Raw genomic sequence first — 9,788 nt, 5'->3', positions numbered from 1 at the left:
AAGTGAGAGCGCGGCAGTGAGACTGTGGGGGATAAGCTCCATGGTCGAGAGGGAAACAGCCCAGAGCATCGACTAAGGCCCCTAAGCGTACGCTAAGTGGGAAAGGATGTGGAGTCGCAGAGACAACCAGGAGGTTGGCTTAGAAGCAGCCACCCTTGAAAGAGTGCGTAATAGCTCACTGGTCTAGTGATTCCGCGCCGACAATGTAGCGGGGCTCAAGCGTACCGCCGAAGTCGTGTCATTCCAGCATGAGGGCCAACGCCCGCTGGGATGGGTAGGGGAGCGTCGTGTGCCGGGTGAAGCAGCCGCGGAAGCGAGTTGTGGACGGTTCACGAGTGAGAATGCAGGCATGAGTAGCGATACAAACGTGAGAAACGTTTGCGCCGATTGACCAAGGGTTCCTGGGTCAAGCTGATCTGCCCAGGGTAAGTCGGGACCTAAGGCGAGGCCGACAGGCGTAGTCGATGGATAACCGGTTGATATTCCGGTACCCGCTGTGAAGCGTCAAACATTGAACCAGGCGATGCTAAGTCCGTGAAGCCGTCCCGGATCCTTCGGGTGAAGGGGAGTGGTGGAGCCGACGAACCAGACTTGCAGTAGGTGAGTGATGGGGTGACGCAGGAAGGTAGTCCATCCCGGGCGGTGGTTGTCCCGGGGTAAGGGTGTAGGACGTCGGGTAGGTAAATCCGCCTGGCACATAGTCTGAGACCTGATGCCGAGCCGATTGTGGTGAAGTGGATGATCCTATGCTGTCGAGAAAAGCCTCTAGCGAGTTTCATGGCGGCCCGTACCCTAAACCGACTCAGGTGGTCTGGTAGAGAATACCGAGGCGTTCGGGTGAACTATGGTTAAGGAACTCGGCAAAATGCCCCCGTAACTTCGGGAGAAGGGGGGCCACACCTGGTGATCCGATTTACTCGGTGAGCTGGGGGTGGCCGCAGAGACCAGCGAGAAGCGACTGTTTACTAAAAACACAGGTCCGTGCGAAGCCGTAAGGCGATGTATACGGACTGACGCCTGCCCGGTGCTGGAACGTTAAGGGGACCGGTTAGTCACTCTTCGGGGTGGCGAAGCTGAGAACTTAAGCGCCAGTAAACGGCGGTGGTAACTATAACCATCCTAAGGTAGCGAAATTCCTTGTCGGGTAAGTTCCGACCTGCACGAATGGCGTAACGACTTCTCGACTGTCTCAACCATAGGCCCGGTGAAATTGCACTACGAGTAAAGATGCTCGTTTCGCGCAGCAGGACGGAAAGACCCCGGGACCTTTACTACAGTTTGATATTGGTGTTCGGTTCGGCTTGTGTAGGATAGCTGGGAGACTGTGAAGCTCGGACGCCAGTTCGGGTGGAGTCGTCGTTGAAATACCAGTCTGGTCGTGCTGGATGTCTAACCCGGGTCCGTGATCCGGATCGGGGACAGTGTCTGATGGGTAGTTTAACTGGGGCGGTTGCCTCCCAAAGGGTAACGGAGGCGCCCAAAGGTTCCCTCAGCCTGGTTGGCAATCAGGTGGTGAGTGTAAGTGCACAAGGGAGCTTGACTGTGAGACCGACGGGTCGAGCAGGGACGAAAGTCGGGACTAGTGATCCGGCGGTGGCTTGTGGAAGCGCCGTCGCTCAACGGATAAAAGGTACCCCGGGGATAACAGGCTGATCTTCCCCAAGAGTCCATATCGACGGGATGGTTTGGCACCTCGATGTCGGCTCGTCGCATCCTGGGGCTGGAGTCGGTCCCAAGGGTTGGGCTGTTCGCCCATTAAAGCGGTACGCGAGCTGGGTTTAGAACGTCGTGAGACAGTTCGGTCCCTATCCGCTGTGCGCGTAGGAGTCTTGAGAAGGGCTGTCCCTAGTACGAGAGGACCGGGACGGACGAACCTCTGGTGTGCCAGTTGTTCTGCCAAGGGCATGGCTGGTTGGCTACGTTCGGGAGGGATAACCGCTGAAAGCATCTAAGCGGGAAGCCTGCTTCGAGATGAGGACTCCCACCCCCTTTGAGGGGTTAAGGCTCCCAGTAGACGACTGGGTTGATAGGCCAGATATGGAAGCCTGGTAACGGGTGGAGTTGACTGGTACTAATAGGCCGAGGGCTTGTCCTCAGTTGCTCGCGTCCACTGTGTTGGTTCTGAAACCACGAACAACCCCATTTCTCATGGTCATGAGGGATGGTGCGGTATTCATAGTTTCATAGTGTTTCGGTGGTCATAGCGTGAGGGAAACGCCCGGTTACATTCCGAACCCGGAAGCTAAGCCTTACAGCGCCGATGGTACTGCAGGGGGGACCCTGTGGGAGAGTAGGACGCCGCCGAACAATTTTTGAGAAAGCCCCTGCCGGGTTACCGGCGGGGGCTTTCTGCATTTACGGCTCGTTTGGGGTCGCTTAGGGTCGAGCCATGCGCTACGACCTCGTGATCTTCGACAATGACGGTGTTCTCGTCGACAGTGAGTCGATCTCCAATCGGCTGCTGGCGGCCTTCCTGACCGAGTTGGGGTACCCGACCTCGTACGAGGACTCCATTCGGGACTACATGGGGTCGGCGATGCACCGGGTGCACGAGCTCGTGCTGGAGCGGACGGGCCGGCCGTTGCCGGAGGACTTCGACGATGTCTTCCACGGCCGGGTCTTCGACGCGTTCGAGCGGGAGTTGAAGCCTGTTCCGGGCGTCGTCGAAGTGCTGGAGAAGCTCGTCGCGGACGACGTGCCGTACTGCGTGGCCTCGTCCGGGAGCCATGAGCGGATCAGGGTGGGGCATCGGACGACCGGGCTGGACCGGTGGTTCGGTACCGGGCTCGTCTTCAGCGCTCAGGACGTGGGGCGGGGGAAACCGGAGCCCGATCTGTTCCTGCACGCGGCCGCGCGGATGGGAGTGGCTCCGGAGAGGTGTGTGGTGGTCGAGGACAGTCCTGCCGGAGTGCAGGCCGGTGCGGCGGCCGGGATGGATGTGTACGGGTTCACGGGGATGACGCCCGCCGACAAGCTCGTGGGAGCCAAGGGGCACTTCTCGGACATGGGGCAGCTGCTGGACCTGCTCCTTCGAAACCGTCCGCACGCTTAGTTGAGCAGTATTCAACTTCCTCTACCCATGGGTAGGCCCCGGCCCCTACTGTGCCGCCATGACAGATGTGCTGCGGCGCGGTAGGGCCGCGTTGGCGTTCAGCTTCTTCGCTCAGGGTGTCGCCTTCGCGCTGCTCGTGACGCGGATTCCGGCCATTCAGGACCGGTACGGGGTCTCCGACGCGCTGTTGCCCGCCTTCCTCGCCGCCGTGCCGATCCTCGCCGGCGTCGGCAGCGTCTGCACCGAGCACCTCGTGAAGAAGGTGCCGCCGAGCCTGGTGCTCCGGTGGTCCCAGCCCGTCGTGCTCCTGGCCCTGCTCGGGGTGGGGGCCGGCGAGCAGATGGTCGTGCTCGGCGCGGCCATGGCAGCCTTCGGGCTGGCGGTCGGAGCGCTTGACGCGTCGATGAACATGCTCGGGGTGAGCCTGCAGCGGTCGTACGGGCGGAGCATCATGCTCGGCTTCCACGCGGTGTACAGCCTGGGCGGTATAGCCGGGGCCTCGCTGGCGTGGGTCGGGGCGCACTGGGATCTGCCGCTGCTGGTGTCCTATCTGCCCGTGGTGGCCGTGCTGTTGCCGACGGCGCTGATCGGGAGCCGGTGGTACGTCGACGCCGGGCCGGAGGCGGCCAAGGAGGACGCCGCACGGGCCGAGGCGGACGGGGCGAGCGGCGCGGGCGGGTCCGTCGCGTTCAGGATGCTGCTGCCGCTCTGTCTGGTGATGTGCTTCGCGTACATCGGCGACTCGACCGTCTCCAACTGGAGCGCCAAGTATCTGCAGGACGTGCTGGGAAGCAGCGAGCAGCTCGCGACGGTGCCGTACAACGTCTACATGGTCACCACGCTGCTCGGGCGGTCCATCGGGGACTTCGGGGTGCGGCGGTTCGGGGCCGCGGCCGTCGTGCGGGCCGGGGCGCTGGTGGCGGCGGTCGGGTTCGCCGTGGTGGCGGGGGCGCCGGGGGCCTGGGTGGGCATGCTCGGGTTCACGCTGCTGGGGCTCGGGCTGTGTGTGCTGGTGCCGCAGACCTTCGCGGCGGCGGGGCGGCTGTTCCCCGGTGCTTCGGACGCGGCCGTCGCGCGACTGAACATCTTCAACTATGTCGGGTTCTTGATCGGTTCTCCGTTGGTGGGGGCCGTGGGAGACCTCTGGAGCTATCGCGGGGCGATGCTCATCCCCATGACGTTGGTGCTGGTGACCCTGGTGTACGCCCGGTCGTTCGAAACTGAACCGGACCGATACGGTGGCGGGCATGAGCGGCCGCGCACAGCTGATGTGGGACGAGGCAGTAACGGGCTATGACTTCGGTCCGGACCATCCGATGGATCCGGTCCGGCTGGCGTTGACCCGGAGCCTGGTGACTGCCTTCGGGCTCGACCGGGAGATGGATGTCGTCTCGGCGAAGCCGGCCGGGGAGTCGACACTGCGACTCGTGCACCGCGAGGACTACGTGGCGGCGGTCCGGGCCGCGTCCGCCGATCCCGGGGGCGCGGACGGGGCGTACGGACTGGGGACCGTCGACGATCCGGCCTTCGCCGGGATGCACGAGGTGTCCGCGCTCATCGCGGGGCAGTCGGTGGGGGCGGCGGAGGCCGTGTGGCGCGGGGACGCGCTGCACGCCGTGAACTTCGCGGGCGGGCTGCACCACGCGATGCCCGGGGGTGCCTCGGGGTTCTGTATCTACAACGACGCGTCGATCGCCATCGCCCGGCTGCTGGAGCTGGGGGCCGAGCGGGTCGCCTATGTGGACGTCGACGTGCATCACGGGGACGGGGTGCAGGCGGCGTTCTGGGAGGACCCGAGGGTCCTGACGATCTCGTTGCACGAGCATCCCCGGACCCTGTTCCCGCAGACCGGGTGGCCCGAGGAGACGGGGGCCCCGTCGAGTGCGGAGGGGTCGGCCGTGAACGTGGCGCTGCCGGCGGGGACCGGGGACGCGGGGTGGGTGCGGGCGTTCCACGCGGTGGTGCCCGAGCTGATCGCCGACTTCCGGCCGCAGGTGCTGGTGACCCAGCACGGGGCCGATACGCACTTCGAGGATCCGTTGGCGCATCTGGCGGTGTCGCTGGACGCGCAACGGGCCGTCCAGGTCGCGTTGCACGAGCTGGCGCACGAGTACGCCGACGGGCGGTGGGTCGCGCTCGGCGGGGGCGGGTACGCGGTGGTGGACGTGGTGCCGCGGTCGTGGACGCATCTGGTGGCGATCGCGGCGGGGCGGGAGATCGCGCCGGAGACCGTGATTCCCGAGGAGTGGCGGCAGCAGGTGTTCGCTCGTACGCGGCAGTTGGCGCCGGCGCGGATGACTGATGGGCGGTGGCCTGTGGCGTGGGCGGGGTGGGATGCGGGGTACGACCCCGCGGATCGGTTGGATCAGGCGGTGCTTGCTGCGCGGAAGGCCGTGTTTCCGTTGCGGGGGTTGTTGCCGTAGGGGCTTTCTCGCCCCCGCCGCCCCTACCCGTCCCATCCCTCCAGGGGGCTGCGTGCCCCCTTCGGCCCCCCGGCACAGATTCGGGGCTCCGCCCCGGACCCCGTTCGCGCAGTTCCCCGCGCCCCGAAAAGGGAGTTAGGCCAACTGTGTGGTGAGGCTGTGGTTTTCGGGGTCGTGGGGCGGGTCGTGCGTCAGCATCTGAGGGTGGTCGGCGGTGGGGCGTTGCGGGAGCACCTGGTGCGGTCCGGGTTGGCGGGGAGGGTGGCTACCGCCCGGGAGGCGAGTCTGCGGAGTTATCGGTTGTTCGCGGCTCGTGATCCTCGGTTTCTGATCGGGATCGATCCGGAGATGACCTGGCGCCAGCGGGATGTGCTCGCTTTGATGGCGGAGAGGTGCGGGGTTTCGGCCGATCCTGGGTGTACATCCGGGCAGGATGTGATCGACCCGGAGTTGACGGTCGAGGCGCTGGACCGGTTCGCGGAACGGGTCGGGGCGGTCGCTCGCAGTGGTGGGCCGGTGCTCCTCGGGACCGGGCACCCGCATCGGCTGCTCGGTTTCTACGGCGCGTTGGCGGACGCTTTGTCGGCGGCGGGATGTGAGGTTCTCACCCCTGCGACGGGTAGACGTGTCGACATAACGACCCGGTTCGGTCTACGCACGTACAACCTCGACTACGTACGGGGTGTCGCTCTCGTCCGTGAGGCGCCTGCCCTGCGCTCCGGTTGTGCGACCGGCGTGCACACGCATTCACCGCTGCCGGTTCGGACGGTTCTGGCGGCCGCCGCGGAGGCCGGCGGGCCGCTCCCGGAACTCGTGGTGGGAGACCACGGTTGGGTCTGCGGGGCAGGTCAGCTGGGGTTCGAGGCGATCGGGCTCGCCGATACGGACGATCCGGCGCTCTTCGTGGGGGAGGTGGAGGGGCGGGTGTCCGTCGCCGTTCCGCTTGATGACGGTGTGCGGTCTGATTACTACCGACCGCTGACCCGCTACGTACTCAATCGGGCGTGTCTGTCACAGTAGGCCGCCGATGGCATCCCCTCTTCCCCACTCGCATCACCCGCCCCTACATTGGGGAGTGAGCACGCAACGACGAAGAGTCACCGGAAGGGGAAGCCGGTGGCCGTCGAGTGCGGAAGGTTCAGGTGTGTCATGGCTGCAGCTGGCGAGAGGCCTCTGAACGAGGTTCAGTTCCTGACCGTGGCGGAAGTCGCCGCGGTGATGCGCGTGTCGAAGATGACCGTGTACCGCTTGGTGCACAGCGGTCATCTGCCGGCGATCCGGGTGGGCAGGTCCTTCCGGGTGCCGGAGCAAGCGGTGCACGAATACCTCCGCGAGAGCTATGTGGGGGTGGAGACGGCCTGACGGCCATCGGGGCCGAGGGGCTCCCGGAGGCCCCGCAGGACCTCCGGGATACCCCCGGTTCCCCCTCGATTACGACCTCAGCGCTCGGACGGGTAGGCTGGCCCCTCGTAGGTCGTATGGGCCCATGGCGCCCAAACACCGAGTGATGAGAAGTGAGCGAGGGTAGTCGTGGGCTCTGTTATCAAGAAGCGGCGCAAGCGGATGGCTAAGAAGAAGCACCGCAAGCTGCTCAAGCGCACCCGCGTTCAGCGTCGCAACAAGAAGTAAGGCGGTCCGGCCCCGCGATCGGGGTCCTGGCCGGTCCCCCTCGCGTATGGGGGCCGTACGCCTTGCTTTCTTGCGCGAGCGCTGTTGAAGAACGCGTTGCCGCGACCCCCCACCGGAACCGGTGGGGGGTCGCGGTGTTTCACCGGTCATTGTTTTTGCCGGTCATTGACGGGGTCGCGGTCACCACAGGGCAACATCAACCCGCTAACGTGGCCGCACACGGGGAACGCGGGAGAGTACGGGGAACGCGGCAGAGTACGAGCAGAACTACGCCTGTGTGAGGCGACGGCTGGAAGGAAGGCGCTGATCTTGGGGAAGGTCGTGCTCGTCACCGGTGTGGCCCGTCAGCTGGGAGGCCGGTTCGTCCGGCGGATCCAGCGCGACCCGCAGGTGGACCGGGTCATCGCGGTGGACGCGGTGCCGCCGGGACACCATCTGGGCGGCGCGGACTTCGTCCAGGCCGACATCCGGCAGCCCGCCATAGCCCGTCTGCTGGCCGAGCACAACGTGGACACCGTGGTGCACATGGACGTCACGGGCACCCCTCTGGGCAGCGGCGGCCGCGCCACGCTCAAGGAGACCAACGTCATCGGCACCATGCAGTTGCTCGGTGCCTGTCAGAAGTCCCCGTTGATCAAGCGGCTGGTCGTGAAGTCCAGCACGAACGTGTACGGTTCCGCGCCCCGCGATCCGGCCGTGTTCACCGAGACCACCCCGCCCAAGTCGCTGCCCAGCGGTGGCTTCGCCAAGGACACCGTCGAGGTCGAGGGGTACGTCCGCGGATTCGCCCGGCGGCGGCCCGACGTGGCCGTGTGCGTGCTGCGGTTCGCGAACATCCTCGGGCCGAGCGCCGACTCGCCGCTCGCCTCGTACTTCTCGATGCCGGTGCTGCCGACCGTGCTGGGGTACGACCCCCGGCTGCAGTTCGTGCACGAGGACGACGTGATCGAGGTGCTGCGGATCGCCTCGCACGAACCGGCGCGGGGCACGCTCAACAGCGGGACGTTCAACATCGCGGGCGACGGTGTGCTGCTGCTCTCGCAGTGCGCGCGGCGGCTCGGCCGGCCGACGGTGCCGCTGCTGATGCCGGCGGTCAGCTGGGTCGGCTCCATGGTCCGGACGCTGGGTGTCACCGACTTCTCGCCGGAGCAGCTGCGGCTGCTGACGCACGGGCGGGTCGTGTCGACCAACCAGATGCGCGAGACGCTCGGCTACCGGGCCAGGCACACCACCGCGGAGACGTTCGCCGACTTCGCGCGGAGCAGGGGGCCCGGCCTCCTGCCCCCCGAGGCCCTCGCTGGGGCCATCGACCGGATCGCCGCCCTGTCGGTGCCCACCGTGGGTGGCGGTCAACCCCCGACGCAGAGCGCCAACTGAGGAGCGCATCAACGATGGCGGATGCCAAGGTCATTCCGTTCGACGACGACCGGACGCGCGGGGGTGCCGTGCAGCGCCCGCCGCGCCGCCGGACCACGGGGAGCCGGCGCAAGGGTGAGAGCGCGGTCGTCCGGGACGTCCGTGAATCCGGCGAGGTCCAGGCCCTCCCCGCGCGGCCGACCGGCACGGATGATGTACCTGTGACACGGGAGAAGCCGGAGCCGCCCCAGGAGGCCGCCGAGGCACACGACGCGGGCGGGCTGGAGCGACGGATCGCCGGGGGACTCGCGTTCCTGCGCAAGCGCCTCACGGGCGACTACGAGGTCGACGACTTCGGCTACGACGCCGAGCTCACCGACCAGGTGCTGATGTCGTTGCTGCGGCCGGTGTACGAGAAGTACTTCCGGGTCGAGGTGAAGGGCATCGAGAACATCCCGACGGACGGCGGTGCCCTGATCGTCGCCAACCACTCGGGGACGCTGCCGATGGACGGCCTGATGATGCAGGTCGCCGTGCACGACAACCACCCCACGGGCCGGCATCTGCGGCTGCTCGCGGCGGACCTGGTCTTCATGCTGCCGGTGGTCAACGAACTGGCCCGCAAGCTCGGGCACACCCTCGCGTGCGCGGAGGACGCCTCACAGCTGCTGCAGCAGGGCGAGCTGGTCGGGGTCATGCCGGAGGGCTTCAAGGGCCTCGGCAAGCCCTTCGGGGACCGCTACAAGCTGCAGAGGTTCGGCCGGGGCGGCTTCGTCTCCACGGCCCTGCGTGCCGGTACGCCGATCATTCCGTGCTCGATCGTGGGCGCGGAGGAGATCTACCCGATGATCGGCAACTCCAAGACGCTCGCGCGGCTGCTGGGTTTCCCCTACTTCCCGATCACGCCGACCTTCCCGTGGCTCGGCCCGCTGGGCGCCGTACCGCTGCCGACGAAGTGGACCATCCAGTTCGGCGAGCCGATTCCCACGGACGGCTATCCGCCGGAGGCCGCCGAGGACCCGATGCTGATGTTCAACCTGACCGACCAGGTGAGGGAGCAGATCCAGCACACGCTGTACAAGTTGCTGGTGCAGCGGCGGTCGGTGTTCTTCTGAGGGGTCAGGTGTGCGGATTCGGGGTGCCTGTCGCCGTCGGACGGAGTCCGGCGCAGCGGTCCGAAGCCCGCGAAGCGTCGCGAGGGCGGCGATGTAGCTGGGCTCCGATGCTGATGTTCAACCTGACCGACCAGGTGAGGGAGCAGATCCAGCACACGCTGTACAAGTTGCTGGTGCAGCGGCGGTCGGTGTTCTTCTAGGTCCTTGCAGGAC

Annotated in this window: 8 protein-coding genes, 2 rRNA genes and 1 pseudogene (1 of these 11 only partly in view); all 11 read left to right on the top strand. The window is 66.3% G+C overall.

Features of this window, described 5'->3' with window-relative positions; translation table 11 throughout:
* Nucleotides 1-2,095, top strand: a 23S ribosomal RNA gene (locus P8T65_RS18995); it begins 1,029 nt to the left of the window's first position.
* 95 nt (nt 2,096-2,190) lie between these two features.
* Nucleotides 2,191-2,307, top strand: a 5S ribosomal RNA gene (gene rrf / locus P8T65_RS18990).
* 82 nt (nt 2,308-2,389) lie between these two features.
* Nucleotides 2,390-3,052, top strand: coding sequence for an HAD family hydrolase (locus P8T65_RS18985; RefSeq protein ID WP_316726479.1), 663 nt, complete (start codon nt 2,390-2,392; stop codon nt 3,050-3,052).
* A gap of 58 nt (nt 3,053-3,110) precedes the next feature.
* Nucleotides 3,111-4,349, top strand: coding sequence for an MFS transporter (locus tag P8T65_RS18980; protein ID WP_316726478.1), 1,239 nt, complete (start codon nt 3,111-3,113; stop codon nt 4,347-4,349).
* Nucleotides 4,300-5,475 carry an acetoin utilization protein AcuC gene (locus tag P8T65_RS18975; RefSeq protein WP_316726477.1) on the top strand — a complete coding sequence of 392 codons (1,176 nt, stop codon included), beginning with the start codon at nt 4,300-4,302 and terminating at the stop codon, nt 5,473-5,475. The genes P8T65_RS18980 and P8T65_RS18975 overlap by 50 nt, the downstream gene beginning before the upstream one ends.
* Nucleotides 5,476-5,679: 204 nt before the next feature.
* Nucleotides 5,680-6,495, top strand: coding sequence for a phosphatase (locus P8T65_RS18970; protein WP_316731635.1), 816 nt, complete (start codon nt 5,680-5,682; stop codon nt 6,493-6,495).
* 129 nt (nt 6,496-6,624) lie between these two features.
* Complete coding sequence (locus P8T65_RS18965; protein WP_007443703.1) at nt 6,625-6,837, top strand: helix-turn-helix domain-containing protein; 213 nt, start codon at nt 6,625-6,627, stop codon at nt 6,835-6,837.
* Between the two features lie 168 nt (nt 6,838-7,005).
* Nucleotides 7,006-7,104, top strand: a complete 99-nt coding sequence (locus tag P8T65_RS18960) for a 30S ribosomal protein bS22 (protein ID WP_003948845.1) — start codon at nt 7,006-7,008, stop codon at nt 7,102-7,104.
* Between the two features lie 309 nt (nt 7,105-7,413).
* Complete coding sequence (locus P8T65_RS18955; RefSeq protein WP_316726476.1) at nt 7,414-8,481, top strand: NAD-dependent epimerase/dehydratase family protein; 1,068 nt, start codon at nt 7,414-7,416, stop codon at nt 8,479-8,481.
* Nucleotides 8,482-8,495: 14 nt separating this feature from the next.
* Nucleotides 8,496-9,575: a lysophospholipid acyltransferase family protein gene (locus P8T65_RS18950; protein WP_316726475.1), complete on the top strand. Its 1,080-nt coding sequence runs from the start codon at nt 8,496-8,498 to the stop codon at nt 9,573-9,575.
* 104 nt (nt 9,576-9,679) lie between these two features.
* Nucleotides 9,680-9,775 (top strand): annotated as a pseudogene (locus P8T65_RS47290) (glycerol acyltransferase); the annotation flags it as partial.
* Nucleotides 9,776-9,788 lie beyond the last annotated feature (13 nt).

This window comes from Streptomyces sp. 11x1 (genome assembly GCF_032598905.1).
In the GTDB taxonomy this organism is placed as follows: Bacteria; Actinomycetota; Actinomycetes; order Streptomycetales; family Streptomycetaceae; genus Streptomyces.
The sequence above is the reverse complement of the archived record's forward strand: the minus strand, read 5'-3'. Positions and strand labels throughout refer to the sequence as shown.

What these genes read in the sequence shown, in the direction of transcription:
- P8T65_RS18985 (WP_316726479.1), top strand. Translation starts at nt 2,390, where the DNA reads ATGCGCTACGACCTCGTGATCTTCGACAATGACGGTGTTCTCGTCGAC.
- P8T65_RS18980 (WP_316726478.1), top strand. Translation starts at nt 3,111, where the DNA reads ATGACAGATGTGCTGCGGCGCGGTAGGGCCGCGTTGGCGTTCAGCTTC.
- P8T65_RS18975 (WP_316726477.1), top strand. Translation starts at nt 4,300, where the DNA reads ATGAGCGGCCGCGCACAGCTGATGTGGGACGAGGCAGTAACGGGCTAT.
- P8T65_RS18965 (WP_007443703.1), top strand. Translation starts at nt 6,625, where the DNA reads ATGGCTGCAGCTGGCGAGAGGCCTCTGAACGAGGTTCAGTTCCTGACC.
- P8T65_RS18950 (WP_316726475.1), top strand. Translation starts at nt 8,496, where the DNA reads ATGGCGGATGCCAAGGTCATTCCGTTCGACGACGACCGGACGCGCGGG.